Source organism: Pseudomonas sp. GL_117, from assembly GCF_057835125.1.
Genome location: NZ_CM174418.1, coordinates 2,508,916 through 2,529,653, shown reverse-complemented (window position 1 = coordinate 2,529,653; position 20,738 = coordinate 2,508,916). Strand labels below are relative to the sequence as shown.

Below are 20,738 nucleotides of genomic sequence, written 5' to 3'. Positions count from 1 at the left end.
AACCCGACACTTTAATTTCACAGTATTAAATCAACCAAAATCACACCCACCAACATCGCTGCACCTCAACCACCCTTCAGGGTCGGAATCTTTTGAAAACCTAAACTCAACCCATTCCTCCCCGCCCACACGCTCAACATTCAAAAAAGTAACTTTATCTCCCGCCATCAGATATTTTTCGGTTGGCCCTGCAGCCTCTGGCGAGGAAAAAACCCATGCCCTTAGAGACTTCACTTCAGCGACAAATGGAGCTCTAGCCTCGAAACTCATATCATCGGACACTAAGAAGCTAGAAAATGAACCATCACGCCTGTGCGCTCTACGCGTCACCTCGCCACACCCTACACAGCTATCCGAGAGTTCAATCAAAAACCTCCCACCTCGAAAAAAGTAAACATCCTCAATCCACACCGCACCATTTTTATAAGAACTCACTACGCGACCACTTTCCATCCTGTAATTGCATAGATCCCCCCCAGAAAAAAGCAACTCATCTAGAGACCTATTACGTTCTATGTAAGTCAATACTTTGTAGCACGCATTAGCGCCTCGCCCTTCCAAACGAAAAAACACCTCTGCCACACCATCACCAGTTATATCTTCAACATACACATCCTCATACATCTCAAAAACGTCGCGCATAAATTGTTGTGATGGAGACACCGCGAACGTTTCTCCCTTCACGGAAACCGACAACAAGAGTGGCACACGACTAATTACGCTAATGACAGGCGACTCTGCCTGCCCATGGCTTACGCATGAAAAAACACAAAAAAATACGACCCCAAACACCCTCAACACATACGTCGTAACCTGCATCATGAAAGCCCCCATTCTTTCCGAATTTCCTCATATATTTTCATACGCTCATGCAGACCATTGTCACCGCCATTCACTGCGCGAGTTACTAGCTGAACGTTGCCAGGCTCATGATCTACCAAAACGTTAATATCGCCCCGCGCATCATATTTCCTAGTGACAGCTCCGCTAAACCGCCAATACCAGCACGAAACGTCTATCGCATTAAACATATTGGAAGCTAGCGCTTCCGGATCCACTACAAAGTCTACCTTCCGGTAGTTAGAGTAAGACGTGTAGTTATTTTTCCATGTCAGCTGAATCAAGCCCCTACCCTTATATTTCGGACCATCACCAACCTTTGTATTACCGTTAGCCACTGCACTCGAATGCCTTCCAGGGTCATACTGCACGCCGGAACCAAATTCAACTGTCGTCTCGAAGGCCGCAGACTCATGAAAACATTGCGAAACAAAGTGCGCCTGTTGATGTGGCGTTATGATCCCGTACCGCTCAAGTGCATCATTCAGCTCCCCAACAAACCGGGACTTATCATAGTTATATATTTGCGGATACTTCACTTTGAACATTTCAGCAAATGCGCTGCCTGCGCCTTTCCCGGAGAACCAGCCACCCGATTTACCAGTTATCTTCTCTAATAGTTCTACTGTGATTTTATGTTTGCTTGTATAGAACTTCCCCACCAACCCCACCGGATGCAAGTGATAAACCTGCCCATGCCCCGGCAACCCAACCCCTACCGCCACTTCATCCCACCAACTCATCGCGTTGATCCGCCCCTTCTCCGCCACCCAATTCAGCTGCGGTGTCGAGCCGTTATGACCCAATATCTCGTCCAACCCATCCCACTTACTCGGGGCATGACGCCACTCGCTTTCATAAAAGATGATCAGTTGCGCCAATGACTGCGCATGGGCCGGTAACGCCATCGCGGACTGCAGCTCGTCGGCGCTCATGCTCCCATCGCGGTTGCGGTCGATGAGGTCGTAGAGCCGCGTCTTGAGCGGGCCGGTATCTGCCATGTCCGCCAAGGCGCCGTGGCGTTCGATTTGCTCTGCACTTAAACGGTTGGCCGCACGCAAGAAGGAGGCAAGGGCCTGGCGCGGCGTGTCGTAGTTGAAGATCACCTCAAAGCCATCCCATGACCAGGGACTGACCCAAGGAGTGACGCCGACTTCTTCGCAAACCCAACCGTCGAGCAGGTTACCGTCTGCGTCGTGAAGCAGGCCTTCCAGCCGATACCAGTTGCACACCTTGCGACCCGGCATCGCCGCTACCTGGATTTTTTTCTCAGAGGGAAGCCCGTCGAGCAGGCTTTTGGGCACCCACAAATCAGCATCGCTGGGGGTGTTGGCCGCGTTCAGAGACGGTGGTTGTGTTGCACTGAAGTACGCTTGATGCGCCACCACGGCAGTGTCCTTGGCAAATTTCAGCCAGGTTTTGCTGCTCGCCGGCAGTCGCTCCGCCCAGGCGCGGCAATCCTCGATGAAGGTTTCCACGTCATCGCCACTGAACACTTCCAGATGCAGTTTTTCTTCCGGGTAATCAGCAGCGCAGTCTTGATATAGGCCGATGTGACCGATCAAGTCGGCGGCCTTGATCGCAAAGGGCGGTTCGAGGACAACGATGCGATCCGCTACCGGCTCGCGCTCGCCCTCCAGAGAGTCGGCGTGAACATACTGGTTTACGCGCTCCAATTTACGGAAGGCACCTTCACCGCTGACGCAGACTTCCGTGCCCTGGGGCAAGCGCATAAGGACGTCGCTATTGGCGCTCGCTGCGGCGCGGACATTCAGTGCACTGGCCCCGATCCGATACACGCCCTCGCCAAACGCGACCAGATACTCATAGGCCACATAACCTTGCAGGCGACCGTCGGCATCTTTCAACACCTCCGGGCCATCGGTGCCCTCCACCTTACGGTATTCCCCTTCCCCGCTGACCGTCACTTCCATGCCCCGAGGCAACAGGGCCAGGGCTTTGCCACGTCGCCTCTGGCCGAACACGCTCAGACCCTGCTGACCGGGATAATCGGGGTGGGTATCGCTTGCCGTGGCCTTGACCCGACGCGTTTGCGCCTCGGGCCAGAATCCCGGCCGTACGATGGCCGGATCCGTTTGGTACACCGCCCAGTCGCGCAAATGCATGTACAGGCTGTAGAACACCAGGCTTGGCGGGGCGTCTGGGCTGCCCTCGATTTTGGGCGCCTCAAGACGGTGGCGCACCAACACGAAGTTGCGTGAAAACGGCTTTTTCACCGTCAGTTTTTCAAAGAAGTAGGTCGTGCCGGGCGAGTGCTGATCGATGCGATAAGCCACCACTTCACCATCGGCCAGGCAATGCACGCCGGATTGATCCAGAGTCCCCGCAGTGCCACCGTCGAAATGCACGCCACCGTGCCACAGGCCATTGCGTCCCACGGGGTAGTAACCTGCTGCAGCCTTGGCCATTTGGGTCAGTTGCAGAAGCGGATGAGCTTTGTCCTTGAAGGGATGGCTCCAGTTCTTCAGTGGTAACGGTGTTGGCGCAGGCGCAGTTGAATGAGCAGAGCGGCTCTGCGCCGTGGGCGAGTCGGGCAAGTAGATCGGCGTGTGTCGAGCGGGACTGAAGAGCTCGAAAAACCGAGAAAACAAGTTGGTCATGGCGTAGTTCACTTCTGGTTTCGCAAGGTGATCAGCCAGAGAAACCCGTAAGCCCAGAGGGCACGGATTTATGCTCGGTCAGTTGAGGGGGCTGTGGCATTTCCAGCGACTGCCGGGAGGGCTCCAGGAATTGGAAATCTGCAGCCTTGATATTGAAGTCACCTTGGGTGCCAGCTTCGATCCCGCTTTGATTCAGGGTGATGTAACTACCACCTGCATTCAGGCTGATTTTCTTTTTCGCGACGATGCGGATTTCATCTTCAGCACTGATGATTTCCAAGCCATTGCGCGCCATCAGTTCCAACGTGTCGTTCTGTGCCTGAATACGTACAGGGCCGGCGTTGGCGATCAACTTGATCCCCAGCTTGCGCACAAACAGACTGACGCCCTGCCCCACACCGATAAACAAGCGCTTGACCACACTGACATCCGCCTCAGCCCCGGCGTTGATCATCACGTTGCCCTGCGCAGCCAGTTGCAGGTGCTCCCCGCTGCTCAGGGCAACGCCCCGGGGAGCGCTGAGTAGAAGCACGGACGACTTGAGTCGTTCCAGGTCTTGCTTGAGTAAATTCAACTGCGCCTGCACGTCCGCCGGATCGGCATTCGCCGCCAGAGCGTCAGTGGAGAGCGCGTCCAACTGCTCACTCGCTTGCTCCAAGCGGGCCATCGCCGCGCCCATTTCAAGCTGCTGCCCCTGCGCCCTGGCCTGCTCATCCGCACTGATAAACACCCCCTTCCCACCCCGGATCGCGCCCCACCCATCCGTGCGCAACTCGAACCCTTCACCACGCTGTTGCCTGTGCGCATCCACCAGATGCCCCAGGTTCAACTGGCTCTTGCCGCTGTGTTCCGTGCTCAGCTTGATGTGCTCCTGCCCCCGCGTGTCGTCCATGCGCAGTTTGTTATTGGCCGGAGTGCGCAGCACGTTGCGTTTGTAGTTGCGCAGGGTCACGTGGTCGACGTGCTGGCTGTCGTGCAGGGCGTGGGCGATGTAGGGGCGGTCCGGGTCGCCTTGTTCGAAGGCGATGGCCACTTCGGTGCCGGGGATCAGTGGCAGGTGCAGGCCGTGGGTGTCGCCTGCGTAGGGCCGGGCCAGGCGCAGCCACAGGCTTTCTTCGCCGGGTTTCCAGGTGTCGCGGTCGAACAGGAAGTTGACGCGGTAGCGGCCTTCCATGTCGATGTGGCCGTAAGGGTCGTGGGCCTGGGGGCTGGTGACGCGGGCCGGGACGGTGCCGGCGATTTGCGGTTTGGCGTGCGGGGCCGGGCGAAAGCACAGGGTTTCTGAATAGGGCATCGCCTCGAACGTGGCTTCGAAGCTGCGGTCGCGCGCGGCCTGGGTGGTCAGGCGGGTGATGACTGCACCGGCTTGGAACGCCTGGGGTGCGCCGCCGCTGATCCTGAGGACCTGGCCCGGCGCCAGGGTGGCGCTGCTGCTGAGGCCGCTCAGGCGGGTCTGCTGGTTCAGATACTGCTCGTGGCGCAGGCGTGCGAAGAAGTAGCCGCTTTCGCATGGCAGGTCTTCGTCTTGATCGAGGCGGTTGCCGAGGACGCTGTAGGGTTCAGCGTAGTGGTAGGCATCGCCGTAGGCCCCGCCGCGGCTCTGCTCAATCCCGCCGTTCAGGTGGGCGCAGGCGTCGCGGTGGTGGTAGGCGCGTACGCTGACCTGTTGCTCGACGACCTGGTGGCTCGATTGCAACGCCCATACGCCGTCCTGCCCGCTGCTGCCGAGCCCGGACTGCGGGCGGTATGGCAGTTCGACGTCGAACTGGTAACCGCGCTGGCTATCGAAAAACTCGACGACCTCTAGGCGCAGGCGTTCGTCGCTGGTGAAGCGATACCAGATGCCCACTTCGGCGAGCAGCCGGCTGATAAAGGCCAGGTCGCTTTCGCCGTATTGCATGACCTGTTCGCGCCGGGGGTAGTCGCGCTTGAGGGTGAACAGGAAGTCCTGGCCTTCGAAAGCGTGGCGGCTGCGCAGGATGTGTTCGACGATCTCGGGCACGGATTGGTGCTGGTAGATACGCAGCTGTCGGCCACGTTCAAGCAGGGCCAGACGCGGTTGCAGGGTGATTGCATAGGTGGCCTGGTCATTGGAGCCGGACCGGCGGGCGAAGGCGGTGACGACGCCGTGCAGGGTGCGCAGGGGTTTGATTTTGGGTGGCGACAGGCTCAGCAGCGGCAGTTTTTGTGGTGGGGCGTGCAGGCTGAAACTGGCTTGATGGCCGAGGATGGAGTCGGCGGCGAGGTCGAGGTCGGGGCTGGTGAATTCGATGCGGTACTTGAACGGCTGGCTTAGCCCCTCCTTGCCTTCAAAGGCCAGAACCTCAAGCGGCGCGGCAACATTGTTGACCCGCAATGTGTGTCGACTGTGATCGAAGAAGACACTCATCTCACGCCTCCATGATTGCGGTTTGCGGCGCAGCATCGTCGTCCGTGAAACTCAGGCAGATGCCCTGCTCTTCGCTGAACTCAAGGCTGACGCATTGGCAACGCTGTTGTGCTGCGCGCCGCTCCAATAGTTGCTGGCTGAGGACAGGCAGGATTTGTTCGTTGAGCAGGCTGTCGATGTTGCGCGCGCCCATGTCCGGTAACAGGCAGGCGGCAACCAGGGCGTCGTGGAGTGAGTCGCCCAACCGGCAGTCGAGGCCATAGTGGAAACGCAGCCGCTTGGCCACTTGGGCCAGCTTGAGCGCGACGATGCGCTTGAGTGCGTCGGCTTGCAGCGGTCGATAGATCAACGTCTGGAACCGTGCAAGCAACGCCGGCTGGAAGTGTTCGCGCAGGATGGGCCGCAGTTGTTCGTGCAGCAGGCTGTCGGGGGCGTCGGGCTGGGCCTGCAAGCAGTCGTACAGCAGGTCGCTGCCGAGATTGGAGGTCATGAGGATGACGGTGTTGCGAAAGTCGATCTCGCGCCCTTCGCCGTCTCGCATGAATCCACGATCAAACACTTGGTAAAACAGATTGAGCACGTCGCTGTGCGCCTTTTCGACCTCGTCCAACAGCACAACACTGTAGGGCCGCTGCCGCACGGCTTCGGTCAGCACACCGCCCTTGCCATAGCCGACGTAACCGGGCGGCGAGCCTTTGAGCTGGCTGACGGTGTGGGCTTCCTGGTACTCGGAAAAGTTCAGGGTGATCAGTGATTTTTCGCCGCCGAACAGGCTGTCTGCGAGGGCCAGGGCGGTCTCGGTCTTACCCACGCCGCTGGTGCCCACCAGCAGGAACACTCCCAGCGGTGCATGCTCGTTGGTCAGGCCGGTCTTGGCCGCGCGCAGCCGTTGTGCCAATGCGCTCAGCGCCGGAGCCTGGCCGATCACCCGCTGCCCCAACTGCTGCTCCAGCGCCAACAGGCTGCGGTGTTCGTCCTTGAGCAAGCTGCCCAGCGGAACGCCGGTCCAATCGGCAATCACGTGGGCCACGCTGCGTACGTCGACATCCAGTGACAGCAGCGGCTGCTCGCCTTGAATGGCATGGAGTTCCCGTTGTAGCCGTGCGCAGGTGCCCGGTTGTGGTGGCTGCATCCGGCGCGCACTCATCAGTTGTTCGGCCAACTGACGCTCTTGCCGGTATTGCTGCTCCAGTGCGCTTTGCTCGCGCTGCAAATCCACGGATTGCACGTCGATCAGCCCCAGGCGCTCGCCAACTTCGCCACCGCTGAGGGCCTGGTCTTGCTCCAATGCCTGACGCTCCAGTTCCAGCGCCGCTTGCCGCGCCTTCAGCCGGACCAGCGCTTGCGGCTCACAATCCAGGCTCATGCGCACGCGGGCACTGGCGGTGTCGAGCAGGTCGACCGCTTTGTCCGGCAGTTGGCGCCCGGTCAGGTAACGCCGTGACAGGCTGACTGCGGCCTGCACCGCCGCGTCCTGGATATGCACGCCATGGTGAGTGGCGTAGCGCGATTTCAGGCCGCGCAGCATCAGGCCGGCATTGGCGTCGTCCGGCTCGTCGACCTTGACCATTTGAAAACGTCTTTCGAGGGCCGCATCGCGCTCGAAGTACTGTTTGTACTCACTCCAGGTGGTCGCGGCGATGGTGCGCAACTCGCCACGGGCCAACGCGGGTTTAAGCAGGTTGGCGGCGTCGGCAGCGCCGGCCTGGTTGCCGGCGCCGATCAGGGTGTGGGCCTCGTCGATGAACAGCAGCACCGGGCTGTCGGCTTGTTGCACGGCATCGATCAGGCTTTTCAGGCGTTGCTCGAACTCGCCCTTGACGCCCGCACCCGCCTGCAACAACCCCAGGTCAAGAGTGCGTACGCAGACTGACTTGAGGCTGTCAGGCACCCGTCCCTGGGCAATGCTCAATGCCAGGCCTTCCACCAAGGCCGTTTTGCCGACGCCAGGCTCGCCCACCAGCAGCGGATTGTTTTTACGCCGACGGCTGAGGATGTCGATGACCTGACGGATTTCATCGTCACGGCCAAACACCGGGTCAATCTCTCCTTGTGCGGCCTTCGCGGTGAGGTCTCTGGTGAACCTGTCCAGCGTTGCCGACCGGGCATCATCACCCTTCGGTTCAATGGACTCCGGTTCGACAGTCTCTTGCAGCGCCGGACGCTCTTCGGAGACCTGGTCCAGCAGCCCCATCAACCGCTGCAACTGTGCCTCACCGAGACTGAGCAATGGCCAGGCGGCTTCGCAGGCCAACAGGCCGGGCGTCTCCATCAGCGCGCCCAACAGATGCACCGAGCGCAGGCTGTCGTTGTTGTCGTCGAGCGAGGCGCGTAACCAGGCCTGCCTGATCAATTGCTGCAAGGGCGCGGACAACTGCGGCTTGCCCTGCACGCTGCGTGGCAGGCCGTCGAGGTGTTCAAGCAGGCCGTACCACAGTGCCTCCAGATTCCACTCGTAACGCCGCGCGATGACCGTGAGGTCGCCCTCCCCCTGGCCCAGGAGCTTGAGCAGCCAGTGTTCAATGGTGATTTGCGCGTGGCCGCTGCCCTGGCACAGGGACGCGGCCGCACTCAACGCCTGCGCGCAGAAAGGGTTGAGTCGACGAAGCAAACGGGTGGAGTTCTGGGCCATACGCAATATATCCTCGCCAAAGGGGCTGGGTCGTCAGGTTGAAACGCGATGTGTTTGGCTGAGCGCCCGCGAGCGGACGCTCAACCCAGCACACCGGCAAATCGCCTGGTGGTGCAGGTACATCACGCGCTCTGGCGTTCGCTCCAGGCATCGGAGTGGATGATGTTGCCGTCCTTGTAGGTCCAGGTGACCTTCTCGTAGCGCAGCTCAATCTGCTCCAGATGGTTGTGTTTCTCTTTGCTGGGGTCTTTGACGTCGTGCATTTTTGGCGCGACCTTCACCACCTTGACGTTCTCCAGCTTGGTGATGAAATACTCGACTTCCTGCCCCGCATCGTCGATGCGATACCACTTGAACTCGGCGCTCTTGAGGGTTTGCCCGGTGGTGACGGCCTTATAGAGATACGGGCTGGAGGCATCGATTTCCTTGGAAAACAGGAATGGGGTGTGCACCCGCGTACCGGTCAACTTGCCGGTATTGTTGTCGGTCGGGATGTACAGGCTGTGGTCCTGGGCGACCACCTCGATGCTGCCTTCGCGCTTTTGCACGTCCACCGAGCCTTTGATCTCTGCGCCACCGTCGTCTTGAAGCCAGAGGTAAACGGGAATTGCCATGTGAAGCTCCTTTTCTTGGACATTAAACGTCGCGATGTGCGACGGGAGGTTGCCCGTCTGGTCCTGGAACAGCGCGTGAACACGCCCCTGCCTCAGGCACCAGACGGATGTCGACACGACGATTGGCTGCGCGCCCTTCTACCGTGTCGTTGCTTGCAATCGGTTGGCTGGCACCGAACCCCTGCACCGCGAAGCAGTTGTCGGGGATTGCGCTCATCTGCTGTATCCAGCCATGCACGGCAGCGGCCCGGGCGTAGGACAGCCGGCGGTTTTTCTCGGCGTCGCCGGTGGCATCGGTATGCCCCGCGATCACAATCAACTGGCCAGGCCGTGCCTGGATGCCGGCCAGCGCACGGATCAGCACCTTGGTCGAGCCCGGCTTGAGTCGGGCGCTGCCGCTGGCAAACAGCGAAAGACTGTCCAAGCGCACCACACCCGCCGGTCCCGTGGGCAAAACCGTCGGTGGCGGCTCGACATGGGCGGCCAACACGGCGAGTAACGGGGCACGCAGATGCTCGCCGCGATACAGGCCCAGTCCCAGGGCCAGCGGTGCACCCTGTCGGTAGTAGGTATCCAGCCGTTGGGCGGCCTGGCGCAGCGCAGTGACGGCGTCTTCGCGCAGCAGGAACGCACGCTGTTCTCGGTGCGTCGGCGGCGGAATCGAGGTATAGCGACGCAGGTCATCACTGACCTGGCGCAGCAACAAGGTGTTCTGCCAGGCTGAGCTGGCCAGCGCGACCGCGCTGGCAGCTACCCACAACCACAAGGCCACGACGCTTGCCCGTTGCCGCGGGGTACGCGACGGATGGCGCTTGAGCACGCCAAGCAATGCATCTGGAAAAGGTAATGTCGCCGTCGCATCAATGACGCGGCCATCGACCAACGCCACCTTGTGCGCAAGCCATTGCCCCCACAGGTTGCCCTCCACCGCCCGGGGCAGCACCGAGACCATTTTGACCGCGCACACGCTGGCGACATCCGTGTCGTGATGAACGAGACAAGGCAACACCTTGTCCTGCAGCCAACCGGCGACACTCCCCAACTGAACGCAAGCGTGCAACCGTGCGGACTGCTCAGGCAGGTCGGCGGCTTGGTGCTGCCACTCACTCAGCGTGGCGCACTGGTCTATATCGCGGACATATGCCTCGGCCTTGCCGCCTTCCCAACTGAACCACGGCTCGGCGCCCTGCACGGTTTGCAGATAACTCACCAGCAGCAATGGCAGCGCGATACCTCGCTTGCGTGCCAGGGTGGCCTGGTAACCGAGGGCTCGCACTCGACCGAGCAGCGCCGAGCTGTCGCTGTGTGCACCGGGATTCACGACAAACATCACGCACAGCTGGGCGCCCCAGCCGGGTCGCAGTGCCAGGATGCCGTCGCAGATCAGCGGCAGTTGCCCAAGGCTGGGTACCCGCACGTAACAACCCGAGGGAGTCTCCCGCAGGCTCAACTGCTCAACGCACACCAGGCCAAAAAGCGCATCAAGGCCATCACCACAGACCAGTACCACCGGATGCCGGAAGGACGCCGCCGGCAAGGCGACGTTGCCACCCAGCTTCACCGATTCGCGCAACACGCGTGCCCGGCGGTTCACGGCCACCCATGCCAACCCGATACCGCACAACCCGAGGACGAGCCCGGCCGCCCGCACCCAGACGGTGAGTGGAATGATCGCCAGCAACGCAAGGAGCAGCCCCCCTGCCCACAGCACCAGCAGTCGATGAGAGGAGATCGTCATCGGGCCCTCACGCTTGATCAGGCAGGAGCAACGCAACCGCATCGCTCAACAGTTGATCCAACCCCCACCACGTTGCGGCCAATACCACGGTGGCGGCCAGCACATGCATCAGCGGCGACTGCAACCAGCCCAAGCCCGGGATGGCGCCGCCACGTGCCTGGGTGACAAGGCTCTGGTTGAGCCTCAAGGGCGGCACATGGGCGTTGAGCGCGTGCAGCAAGCGTTGACGCTCAGGGTCGTTCAGGTCGCGGTAACGACCTTGAAAACCCAACATCAGCACGCGATGGAACACCGTCAGGACCTGCCGGTCCGGTGCCGGTTCGCGTAACACTGCCTGCATGTCCTCGTACAGGAACTCGCCAGCCTGATGGTGGTTGAAAAACTTGGCCTGAAGGGGTTTTGCCCACGCGGCCTGATCGTTCTTACTCCCATACGTCAGCACCGTCTCATCCAGCAACGCGCATTGCGCATGGGAGATGTGATCGACTGCGCGCTTCGTCATGCCCGCCGACGCGAGCCGCTGTCGAACCTGCTCGACCTGCGCGACACATACTCCCCACAACTCCGGCCGGCCCTCGGATGCAACGCCCTGACGCAACTCAACCACCAGCAGGTAGGTGTCCTGCAGCAGCTCATCAACGTCCCCAGGTGGGGTGTCGTGACCGTTTGAATTGATCTGGTTCATGCGCGCAGCACCGCAAACAGTTCGAGCCTGACGTCGACCAATGTGCTTGGGACGTAGAACGCACAGACTCCTGCGTCCAGTACCGCCTGGCCCTTGGGATGGCTGAAATCAAGCACGAAATACTGGTTTTCCAGGCGCAGCGGAATCGCTGCCGGCACATGGCTGAGGGCCTGCAATGGCACGCCGTCGAGCGCCGCGTTGATCAGGTAGTCGACCGCGTCCGGCGTACCCACCTTGCAGAGCTGCGCAAACTGATCCTGCAACTGCGCCGCGGACAGACGGCTGCGCACCGACAGATAGAAATCCGCACCGTCACGCTCACGCAGGCGGGGATCATGCAGTTGCACCTGCCAACGATTGGCGCCCTGTGCCTCCAACTCCAGGGCAACGACCCGCGACGGCAGACTGGCTTCCAGCAACAGCGAAATAGTGTTCATCAGCGGTGCGAACACCGCTTCCAGGTTGCCGTGTTGATACGCGGGCACTTTGTCGATGTCGTGCTCCAATGAGAACGTCAACAGGCTGCCGGCGAGTTTGATCAGTTCCTGGTAGACCTGTTCGGGATGACGCGCCGGAAAACTCCGCAGATCGGCCAGGACCGGTTGGTAGGTGTTCAACGCATTGAGCAACCAGAACAGCGAGACATCGGCCACGGCAAAATCGGCCATGCGCTGATTGCTCTCGCGCCGCATGCCCATGAGCCGTTGCCGCTTGGCCGCCAACTGGGTCAACAGATTATCCAACTGGCTCAACAAACCCGGATGCGCTGCAAAGCTGAGCAGCGGCGGCACGTAGACTGGGTCAAGGCTCCAGGCACCCTGCCCGTCACGGACCAGCCGCGCAACGGGACAGGTCACGTAGTCCGCGTTGTCGTCACTGTGCAAACGCAGGCTCAGCGCGTGCTCCAGCACTGCGATGGATTGCCGTTCATCGCTGTAGACATCCTGGACCTCGCGCCAGTCCTGGCGAAAACGGATCGGCCGGTCGCTGTTGCCGCCGTCAAACAGACAGTTGTTGCCATTGGCCTGCTCCAGCGGCAATGCCACATGCACCAGCGTATCTTGGACCTCATCGGCCAAGCCCAAGGCAGGTGGCAGGCGGTCAACGCAATCGGTGTCGATCCACGTCCCGTCGGGTAGGCACACACGCAACTGAGTGGCCTTGAGTTTGCCCAGGCGCAAGGCTTCCAAATCAAACCCGACGGCCTGGACGCCCCAAGGGTGCGCCAGGCTCAAATGAGCAAGCTGTGCGTTGGCCCAGGCCTCCCAACGCGTTTGTTGCTGGAATTGCTGCGCCGACAGCAATACGCCGCAAGCCCACAGAGGGCGATCGATCTTCATGGCATCGTTTCCCTACGATTGACTCAAGCCTTGGCCTTGGGCATTTGCGAAACCAGCGACAAGTTCACATCCATGCCCTCCACCTGGAAATGCGGCACGGCGTACAACTTGACGCGGAAGAAGCCCGGGTTGTCTTCGATGTCTTCCACCGTCACCTTCGCATCGCGCAGCGGGTGTGAAGCCTGCAAGTCATCGCCGGGGTCGGTCATTTCAGTCACGAGCCCGCCAATCCACTTGTTGAGCTCCAGTTCCAGCAAGCGCCGGTCTTTGGTAGTGCCGATGTTTTCGCGCTGGATCAACTTCAGGTAATGGGCGATGCGTGACAGTAGAAAGATGTAGGGCAGGCGCGCGTTGATACGACTGTTCGCCGTGGCATCCGGGGTGTCGTAGAGGGCAGGTTTCTGCGCGGAGTTGGCGGAGAAGAAACACGCATAGTCGCGATTCTTGTAGTAGGAAAGCGGGATGAAACCGAGGTTGGCAAATTCGAATTCGCGGGTTTCCGGGATCATGACTTCCGAGGGAATCTTCACCTGGTTGCCAGTGCCCAGGTCGTACAAGTGGATGGGTAACTCGGTCACCGCACCACCGGACTGTGGCCCTCGGATCTGCACGCACCAGCCATTGGCGATGAAGCTCTTGACCATATTGGCGGCGAACGCGAAGGAGGCGTTGGTCCACAGATACTTGTGGTGGTCCGGACCCTTCACGCTTTCGACGTAATTGAAACTGCGCACCGGAAGAGTGTCTGGGCCATAGGGCAGGCGCCCCAACACACGCGGCATGGTCAGGCCGATGTAGCGCGCATCGTCACTGTCCCGGAACGACTTCCACTTGATGTATTCGGCGCGATCGAAATAGTTGCCGATATCCTTGATCGCGGCCACTTCCTCCATGGACGCTTTGCCAAAGAATGCAGGCCCGACGGAACCCACGAACGGCATGTGGGCAGCCGCGGCCACTTTGGAAATGTTACGCAACAGGGCAATGTCCTGCGGGCTGCGGTCAAACTCGTAACTGGAGATGGCAGCAGCGATGGGCTCACCGCCGGGGGTGTCGTATTCCTGGGTGTAGGTATGCAGGTAGAGACCGCTCTGGGCGATTTCCGGCGCGTCTTCAAAATCCTGCACCAGATGGTCTTTGCTGATGTCCAGCAGCTCGATACGCACGTTTTGGCGGAAATCCGTCTGGTCGATCAGCGATTTCACCCCACGCCAGGTCGACTCGACGCGCTGGAAGTCCGGGTGGTGCATGATCGCATCCAGTTGACGGCTTATCTGCCGATCCAACGAGGCGATATGCTCATCCAACAGCACCTTGTCCAGGCGTTCGACCTTATGGGCTGACTGTTTCAATAACTGCAGGAACACATTGACCGCGGCGGTAACCCGCTCATCAGCAGACACATCGGAAAGTGCCTCGGTATTTTGAAACACCTCGAGCCCGCCTAACTCCGCCACGGGACTCAAGTTAATTTTGCTGAACAGTGTGGCGTAGACCCCACTGTTGTTTTCCGACAGTACGGTGCTGCCGTGGGATTGCGAACCGGATTGTTCTACGGACATGCTCAAAACTCCTTTTTCAAACCCGCGGACATCAATTAGTTTTAGGCGCCAACGCGGCCAGTTCGGTACGAAGTTCAGCGCTTAACGCGTCGTCCTTGAGAATGCGCTCCAACTCATGTCGGAAGGTCGCGTTATCCAGCAAGTTGGATTTGAGATCGCGCAACAGATTGCGCATGGCCAGAAGTGCACGTAACTGCGGGACTTGCCGCGCAACCTGCTCCGGTTCGAAATCCTTCAGGCGTTGGAAGCTCAACTCGACAGTGGTGTCGCATGCGTCATCCGGCAAGGTGTTTTCCACCACCAGTTTCAGTCCCGGCGAGAACTCGCCGAGAACACTGTCAAAGTTGTTTTTATTGATATTGATCTTGCCCCGCTCCGAGAGTGGGCGTTGTTCCTTGCCGTTACTGTAGTCCCCCATCACCATTAACTTCAGGGGCAACTCGACTTTTTTCTGGGCGCCGCCGGTATGCAAGTCCAGTTTGATATTGACCCGCGCCTTGGGCACTTCATTCTGAAAACTATCTAGCGTCATAACTTCATCCCTTGCTGTATGGCAAAACAATAACCGGCCATCACTGGCGCTCTCTGTCGCCGCAAGAATGAAGTATCCCAGACATTTTTTACCAGCCCCCGAACTATGCGCGGGAACTTTCCACAAAGCTTTGAAGATGCATCCTACAAACCGCACAGATAAACTCTATTTCAACTTTCTATTTATTCATAAACAAAAAAATATGAAACAGCTGTCAGAAGAAGAGTAAATCCAGGGAGAACCCAAAACAAACCGATGAGGCAAGACCTATACAGACAGAGTGTTCCTAGCGTTAGAAATCACAATGCCTACAAACGCGAGAAAACCCAAGGCGAGGCATTCGATGAGAAGAACGCTTAAAAAGCGAGGCACGACTCACACCGCAACCGGCACATTAACGTCCGGCTGCGGTCGGTTGAAATCGTAATAGTTGTATTAGGGCAAGTCGGGATCAGGCCTCCCGACTTTTCACCTTCAGATGCCGCGCGTACCAGGGCCGCTTTGGCACCCGCTTGAACAATCCCTTCAGCGCGTCATCTTCTGCACCGAAAGTAATGCGCAATGCCAGCTTCATGGTCTCCGGGTCCATCTCCATCGACCGCCCCATCTGCAACCCCGGTGTGGTGCTGCAGCCGTGGGTGTCCGGGCCCAGCCAGGGGTCGCCGACCTCTACCCAACGCCCCTGGGCAAACCACGCCACGCCGTTGACCTCAAGCCGGCTGACCTCACCCGGATTGAAGCGCTCATGGGCACGGAACCAGTCCTCGATACGGTCATCGATCCAGCCATGAAAATGCCAGAACACCGGGTTCACATGGGATGAGAACGGGTCGCCCAGAAAGTCGTTTTCCGCGGCATACCACCGCGCGGCGAAGTCAGAAGGATCGCGGGCGAACGGCACCGGGCCACCGTTGGAGGGGTCGCGAGGCATGGAGGCCCAGCGCATGTGCAGCCAGTCGTGCAGCCCCAATTCCATCTCGGAACCGAGCTGGCCCAGGGTCAACTTGGCCAGGTAGCGCGGGTCGCGGTATTGGGACTCCCACACTTGAAAGTTGCTGTGGTAAGTCTCGGCCGCCTTGATGTCGCTGACCCACTGGGTGTAGTCAGGGTCATCCGGCGCCGACCAGGTGGGCGGCAAGGCAAAGCCATCGTGGTTGTCGAAGTAACGCACGAAACCCAGCCGGTCACGCTCCAGTGCAGGTTGCGGTGCGGGGAATTCGGGCCACGAAGGCAAGTCTTGCATCGAGCGCGCGGTGCCGAGCATATGGCGATGCATGAAGAAGAAATCGATCCCCGAACCGTTGCGGTCCTTGTGTTTGCCGCGCGCATCGCGCTCCTGGCCGCGGGGGCCGGGTTGCCAACCGATGCCGCGCAGGGCATCGCGCTTTTCTTCGGAGAGTTTGTGCCATTGGTCACGGGTCGCGTGCCAGAGCTGGTGGAACAACCGATGTTCGGCGCTGATCAGCCAGGCCAGCAGGGTCGGATTGAGGCCGATGCGCTCGCGGGCTTCGGGAAACAGTTGCTTGTGCGCGATAAACCGGTTGTCGCGTTCGGTCAATGCCAGGGGACGATCGAGGTTGAGAATCTGCCCGCTGAGGGTGCCGCTGCCGGCGTTGCCAAACACGCCCCAGACTTCGTCGAGGGTCATTTTGAATTCATAGGCGGGCACGCCACCGGGCGCGTCGCGGTCGATCAGGCGCCAGTAGAGCGTGGCGCCCTCCCCCGGCAGCAGGTCGCCGAGGACACGGTAACGCGGTTCGCCGGCGGCGCGCAGGTTGGCTGCGGTGTCGAGGTAGCCACGCAGGCCACGACCCCGTGGGGCGATGTCGAGCAACAGTTCCAGGCCCTGCAGCGGCAGGCCTTTGAGACCCGCGTCGCGACCTTCCAGGCGCAGGCTCCAGACACCGCGCAAGCTGTTCGCCAGGTGCTGGCCGGCAGTGTCGGCCAAGTCCACCGTGGCTTCGCCGGGAGTGATCGGGAATTCTTCTTCACGCGTCAGCTCGCGATGGGCATAGAAGGCCGCTGGCACAGCCGCGCCGGTCAGCGCCAGGCCTGCGATGAACCCACGTCGAGAGATCGTCATTGTCTACCTTAGGAAACGGCTTAATCAGAGCTAGAACGTTTGCAGGCCGGGGAAATTTACCGCACTTGGCGCACCGCCTAAATTTCTGCGTCCAGCGCTCGTTCTTCCCTGATAGCAAAGGCCTCAACTGACTGAGATGGCAATGACAAAACCACGTTCGAAAAAGGCGCTGTATATCGGCCTGCCACTGGTACTGGCCATCGGCGCCGCAGCCGGTTTCCTGGCCTGGGATCACTGGTTCAGGGGCAATGCGGGTTACCCACTGGCAGTGATCAAGCAGGCCAATGAAATGCAGGATCGCCTGTTGTCGTTCGACAGCCATATCACCGTGCCCCTGGATTTTGGCGGTGTCGGCAGCGAGGCCGACAAGGACGGCAGCGGCCAGTTCGACCTGGCCAAGGCTGCCCGCGGACGCTTGTCGGGAGCGGCGCTGACGATTTTCGGCTGGCCGGAGATCTGGAACGGTGCCAACGCCCCGCACAAACCCACCGACGGTTTTGTCGAAGAAGCGCGCCACGAGCAGGAGGTGCGCTACAAGATCATCTCCGGCATGGTCCGCGACTTTCCCAACCAAGTGGGCATTGCCTACACCCCGGACGATTTCCGGCGCCTGCATGGCGAAGGCAAATTCGCGATCTTTATCAGCATGCTCAACGCCTACCCCCTGGGCAATGACCTGAATCAGCTGGACCTGTGGGCCGCACGTGGCATGCGCATGTTCGGCTTCAGCTATATCGGCAACAACGCGTGGTCCGACTCATCGCGCCCACTGCCGTTTTTCAATGATTCCACCGACGCCCTCGAAGGCCTGTCGCCGATTGGCCAGCAAGCCGTGCACCGCCTCAACGACCTGGGCGTGATCATCGACGTGTCGCAGATGTCGACCAAGGCGCTGGAGCAGGTGGCACAGCTGAGCCGCACGCCAATGGTCGCGTCCCACTCGGCGCCGCGAGCGTCGGTGGATATTGCGCGCAACCTCAGCGACAAGGAACTGCAACTGATCAAGAACAGCGGCGGCGTGGTGCAAGTCGTCGGGTTCTCGGCGTACCTGCGACCGCTGAGCCAGCCGACCCAGGACAAGCTCAACAGCCTGCGCGCACGTTTTGATCTGCCACCGCTGCCAAACCTCGCCATGGCGCTGATGCCCGGCGACGCAATCATCGCCGCCTGGCCCGAGCAGAAATTCGGCCAGTACGCCCAGGGCCTGTACGGCATTCTTGAGGAAGAACCCAAGGCCAGCCTCAAGGATTGGGGCGACGCCATCGACTACACGGTACGCAAGATCGGCATTGATCACGTCGGCATCTCGTCGGACTTCAACGACGGCGGCGGCATCGACGGCTGGGAGAACGTCGGCGAGGTGCGCAACGTCACCGCCGAGTTGATCCAGCGCGGCTACTCCGAAGCTGACATTGCCAAGCTGTGGGGTGGCAACTTCCTGCGCGTGTGGGACCAGGTACAAAAAGCCGCCAAGCCCTTGGCCAATCGCTAATCACCTAGAAGCACGTCCATGACCGACCGCCGTACATTTCTCAAGCAGGCCGGGGTATTTGCCGCCAGCCTGCCGCTGCTGCCCGAGGCGCTGGCCGCGACTGCCGCGCCTGCGGCAAAACATCCATGGACGGATCTCAAGCAACTGTTCAACCAAGACCCGAGCTACCTGCACTTCTCCAACTTCCTCGTGGCGTCACACCCCAAACCGGTGCGCGACGCCATCGAGCACTACCGCCTGCAGATCGACCGCAATCCCGGCCTGGCGATGGACTGGGGCCTGGAAGAAACCTGGAAGCGCGAAGGCCAGGTGCGCGAATGGGCCGGTCGTTATTTGCAGGCCGCACCCGCGCAGATCGCCCTTACCGGCAGCACGTCCGAGGGCCTGGCGATGATCTATGGCGGCATCCAGCTGCGCGCCGACCAAGAGATCCTCACCACCGTGCACGAACATTACGCGACCCAGAACGTGCTGGATTTTCGCGTGCGCAAGCAAGGCACCCAGGTGCGCCGGTTCAAGCTGTTCGAGCACGCCAACCGCCTCTCGGCGGACGAAGTGCTCGGTAATATCCAGCGCAATATCCGCCCCAATACCCGCGTGCTGGGCATGACCTGGGTGCAGTCCGGCAGCGGCGTGAAGCTGCCCATCGGCGAGATCGGCCAGTTGGTGACTGAACACAACCGCCACCGCGACGACCACGACCGCATTCTCTACGTGGTCGATGGCGTGCATGGCTTTGGCGTGGAAAACCTCGACTTCCCGGACATGCACTGCGACTTCTTTATCGCCGGCACCCACAAATGGATGTTCGGCCCGCGCGGTACCGGCCTGGTCTGCGCCCGCGAGAGCGAGAACAAGTACATCACGCCGATGGTGCCGACCTTTTCCGAGGACACCAACTTCGCGACCACCATGACCCCTGGTGGCTTCCACGCATTCGAACACCGCTGGGCGGCCGATGAAGCCTTCAAGCTGCACCTGCAGCTGGGCAAGGCGCAGGTGCAGGCGCGTATCCATGCGCTCAATACCGAGCTTAAAGACCAACTGCTGAGCCACCCGCAGATCGAACTGGTCACGCCGCGCAGCGCCGAACTGTCGGCTGGCTTCACCTTCTTCCGGGTCAAGGGCCAGGACAGCAGCGACATCGCCGACTACATGATGAAACAGCGTGTTGTCATCGATGCGGTGGACCGCGATGCCGGCCCGGTGATCCGCACCGCGCCCGGCCTGCTCAATTCCTCCGACGAGATCCAGCGTTTCATGGCCCTGCTGAGCCCTCGGCTGTGACGTGCATTTTTCCTTTTGACCAGAGGCCCTCATGATGCGATCCCGATTCAACCCCCTGGCCGCCCTGACCCTGGCGGCCGCCTGCGGCGCCCTGCTGCCAGGCCTGGCCCAGGCTGCCACGCCGCAGCCGGGCAAAGTGTTCAAGGACTGCAAGGACTGCCCGGAAATGGTGGTACTGCCCGCGGGCACGTTCACCATGGGCACGCCCGAGGATGAAGTCGGCCGCGAGCCTGACGAAGGCCCGATGCACACAGTGACCTTCGCCAAGCCCTTCGCCATGAGCCGCTTCCACATCACCGCCAGCGAGTGGGACAGCTACGTGCGCCAGACCGGAGTAAAAATCGCTGACGGCGACACCCGCCCCGGCCGCGAATGCATCGCCAGCAAACCGCGCTACCCGCAGGGCCCACGCCAACCGGCGGTATGCATGGACATGGACGACATCCAGAGGTACGTGAGCTGGCTGTCGAAAAAGACCGGCCAGCAGTACCACATGGTCAGCGAAGCCCAACGCGAATACGCCGCGCGGGCCGGCACCAAGGGGCCCTTCCCGTTCCCGTTTGACGAGGGCAAGGGTTACAGCATTGCCGGGCACGCCAACACCTACGGCCCGGCGGATGGCTACAGCTATTCCTCGCCGGTGGGCAGCTATGCGCCGAATGGGTTTGGCATGTATGACATGCACGGCAATGTCTACGAGCGGGTTGCCGACTGCTACCACGAGAACTACGCCGGTGCGCCGTCCGATGGCAGCGCCTGGACGGAACAGACCTGCGAGGCCTACGTCATTCGTGGCAATGACTGGGGCGAGGCGCCCGTGTTTTCGCGCTCGGGCAACCGCAACAATATCTACCCGCAGACGCGGGGGGACTGGATTGGCTTTCGGGTAGTGCGCGAACTCTGAAGCACTGAAGATTCAAATG

At 60.4% G+C, this 20,738-nt stretch carries 14 protein-coding genes; 3 read left to right on the top strand and 11 right to left on the bottom strand.

Going from position 1 to position 20,738, the window contains the following annotated elements; genetic code table 11:
• Positions 1-30: 30 nt before the first annotated feature.
• From AC3ISR_RS11355 to pvdP, 11 genes are all read right to left on the bottom strand, one after another.
• Positions 31-822, bottom strand: a complete 792-nt coding sequence (locus tag AC3ISR_RS11355) for a hypothetical protein (protein WP_192301132.1) — start codon at positions 820-822, stop codon at positions 31-33.
• On the bottom strand, positions 819-3,461 hold the full coding sequence (locus tag AC3ISR_RS11350) for a hypothetical protein (protein WP_463984950.1): 2,643 nt from the start codon (positions 3,459-3,461) through the stop codon (positions 819-821). Before AC3ISR_RS11350 ends, AC3ISR_RS11355 begins: the two co-directional genes overlap by 4 nt.
• Before the next feature lie 31 nt (positions 3,462-3,492).
• Positions 3,493-5,850 (bottom strand): type VI secretion system Vgr family protein, encoded by a 2,358-nt coding sequence (locus AC3ISR_RS11345; protein WP_489324758.1) that lies wholly within the window; start codon positions 5,848-5,850, stop codon positions 3,493-3,495.
• Position 5,851: 1 nt separating this feature from the next.
• Entirely contained in the window at positions 5,852-8,482 is a 2,631-nt protein-coding gene (gene tssH / locus AC3ISR_RS11340) for a type VI secretion system ATPase TssH (RefSeq protein ID WP_463984803.1), read from the bottom strand.
• Positions 8,483-8,604: 122 nt separating this feature from the next.
• Complete coding sequence (locus tag AC3ISR_RS11335; protein WP_192301128.1) at positions 8,605-9,096, bottom strand: Hcp family type VI secretion system effector; 492 nt, start codon at positions 9,094-9,096, stop codon at positions 8,605-8,607.
• A 22-nt stretch (positions 9,097-9,118) separates the two neighbouring features.
• The gene (locus AC3ISR_RS11330; RefSeq protein WP_489324757.1) at positions 9,119-10,834 is read right to left on the bottom strand and encodes an OmpA family protein; all 1,716 of its coding nucleotides are present in this window, start codon (positions 10,832-10,834) and stop codon (positions 9,119-9,121) included.
• 7 nt (positions 10,835-10,841) lie between these two features.
• Positions 10,842-11,519, bottom strand: a complete 678-nt coding sequence (gene tssL / locus AC3ISR_RS11325) for a type VI secretion system protein TssL, short form (protein WP_463984805.1) — start codon at positions 11,517-11,519, stop codon at positions 10,842-10,844.
• Entirely contained in the window at positions 11,516-12,859 is a 1,344-nt protein-coding gene (tssK, locus tag AC3ISR_RS11320; protein WP_463984806.1) for a type VI secretion system baseplate subunit TssK, read from the bottom strand. Before tssK ends, tssL begins: the two co-directional genes overlap by 4 nt.
• 23 nt (positions 12,860-12,882) lie before the next feature.
• Entirely contained in the window at positions 12,883-14,421 is a 1,539-nt protein-coding gene (gene tssC / locus AC3ISR_RS11315; RefSeq protein WP_192301124.1) for a type VI secretion system contractile sheath large subunit, read from the bottom strand.
• 31 nt (positions 14,422-14,452) lie between these two features.
• A complete protein-coding gene (gene tssB, locus AC3ISR_RS11310; RefSeq protein ID WP_192301156.1) occupies positions 14,453-14,953 on the bottom strand; it encodes a type VI secretion system contractile sheath small subunit in 501 nt (166 codons plus the stop codon).
• Positions 14,954-15,404: 451 nt separating this feature from the next.
• Positions 15,405-17,036: a pyoverdine maturation tyrosinase PvdP gene (gene pvdP, locus AC3ISR_RS11305; RefSeq protein ID WP_463984807.1), complete on the bottom strand. Its 1,632-nt coding sequence runs from the start codon at positions 17,034-17,036 to the stop codon at positions 15,405-15,407.
• Between the two features lie 142 nt (positions 17,037-17,178).
• Between pvdP and pvdM the strand changes: the two genes are divergently transcribed.
• From pvdM to pvdO, 3 genes are read left to right on the top strand one after another with little or no spacing between them, the layout of a single operon-like run.
• Positions 17,179-18,528 carry a pyoverdine-tailoring dipeptidase-like protein PvdM gene (gene pvdM / locus AC3ISR_RS11300; RefSeq protein WP_192301122.1) on the top strand — a complete coding sequence of 450 codons (1,350 nt, stop codon included), beginning with the start codon at positions 17,179-17,181 and terminating at the stop codon, positions 18,526-18,528.
• Positions 18,529-18,546: 18 nt separating this feature from the next.
• Positions 18,547-19,815, top strand: coding sequence for a pyoverdine-tailoring periplasmic protein PvdN (gene pvdN, locus AC3ISR_RS11295; RefSeq protein WP_192301121.1), 1,269 nt, complete (start codon positions 18,547-18,549; stop codon positions 19,813-19,815).
• Between the two features lie 31 nt (positions 19,816-19,846).
• Positions 19,847-20,719: a dihydropyoverdine dehydrogenase gene (gene pvdO / locus AC3ISR_RS11290; protein ID WP_192301120.1), complete on the top strand. Its 873-nt coding sequence runs from the start codon at positions 19,847-19,849 to the stop codon at positions 20,717-20,719.
• The last annotated feature ends 19 nt before the right edge of the window (positions 20,720-20,738 follow it).

Coding starts and splice junctions, on each gene's coding strand:
- AC3ISR_RS11335 (WP_192301128.1), bottom strand. CDS start 9,096: ATGGCAATTCCCGTTTACCTCTGGCTTCAAGACGACGGTGGCGCAGAG.
- AC3ISR_RS11345 (WP_489324758.1), bottom strand. CDS start 5,850: ATGAGTGTCTTCTTCGATCACAGTCGACACACATTGCGGGTCAACAAT.
- pvdP (WP_463984807.1), bottom strand. CDS start 17,036: ATGACGATCTCTCGACGTGGGTTCATCGCAGGCCTGGCGCTGACCGGC.
- AC3ISR_RS11330 (WP_489324757.1), bottom strand. CDS start 10,834: ATGACGATCTCCTCTCATCGACTGCTGGTGCTGTGGGCAGGGGGGCTG.
- AC3ISR_RS11350 (WP_463984950.1), bottom strand. CDS start 3,461: ATGACCAACTTGTTTTCTCGGTTTTTCGAGCTCTTCAGTCCCGCTCGA.
- pvdO (WP_192301120.1), top strand. CDS start 19,847: ATGATGCGATCCCGATTCAACCCCCTGGCCGCCCTGACCCTGGCGGCC.
- AC3ISR_RS11355 (WP_192301132.1), bottom strand. CDS start 822: ATGATGCAGGTTACGACGTATGTGTTGAGGGTGTTTGGGGTCGTATTT.
- pvdN (WP_192301121.1), top strand. CDS start 18,547: ATGACCGACCGCCGTACATTTCTCAAGCAGGCCGGGGTATTTGCCGCC.
- pvdM (WP_192301122.1), top strand. CDS start 17,179: ATGACAAAACCACGTTCGAAAAAGGCGCTGTATATCGGCCTGCCACTG.
- tssK (WP_463984806.1), bottom strand. CDS start 12,859: ATGAAGATCGATCGCCCTCTGTGGGCTTGCGGCGTATTGCTGTCGGCG.
- tssB (WP_192301156.1), bottom strand. CDS start 14,953: ATGACGCTAGATAGTTTTCAGAATGAAGTGCCCAAGGCGCGGGTCAAT.
- tssL (WP_463984805.1), bottom strand. CDS start 11,519: ATGAACCAGATCAATTCAAACGGTCACGACACCCCACCTGGGGACGTT.
- tssH (WP_463984803.1), bottom strand. CDS start 8,482: ATGGCCCAGAACTCCACCCGTTTGCTTCGTCGACTCAACCCTTTCTGC.
- tssC (WP_192301124.1), bottom strand. CDS start 14,421: ATGTCCGTAGAACAATCCGGTTCGCAATCCCACGGCAGCACCGTACTG.